Below are 258 nucleotides of genomic sequence, written 5' to 3' on the forward strand. Positions count from 1 at the left end.
GAATTGTTTCTTTTTCATAATATATAATCCTAAATTTAAACTTTTTGTCTAAATTTTAGTCGTACTATTTATGGGGGAGTTTACATAGGGTAATACATTTTATTTTTGGTATTTTTTCTGATTTTTCCTTTCAGATTCCCAATTAAATTGGCTGTTTAAATTATTTTTTCTAATCTCGATGAGAAACTCAAAAAAGACATTTAATTCGTCCCAATTGTTTTTCCATGATGGTATGGCATATAGATATTTGCTTTCCCA

The 258-nt window shown here is 26.7% G+C and carries 1 pseudogene; it reads right to left on the reverse strand.

The features are described from left to right. Positions 1–86 precede the first annotated feature (86 nt). Positions 87–258, reverse strand: a pseudogene (locus GNY06_RS14025) (transposase); the annotation flags it as partial.

It is taken from the genome of Elizabethkingia argenteiflava, from assembly GCF_009904105.1.
GTDB classification, from domain to species: Bacteria; Bacteroidota; Bacteroidia; order Flavobacteriales; family Weeksellaceae; genus Elizabethkingia; species Elizabethkingia argenteiflava.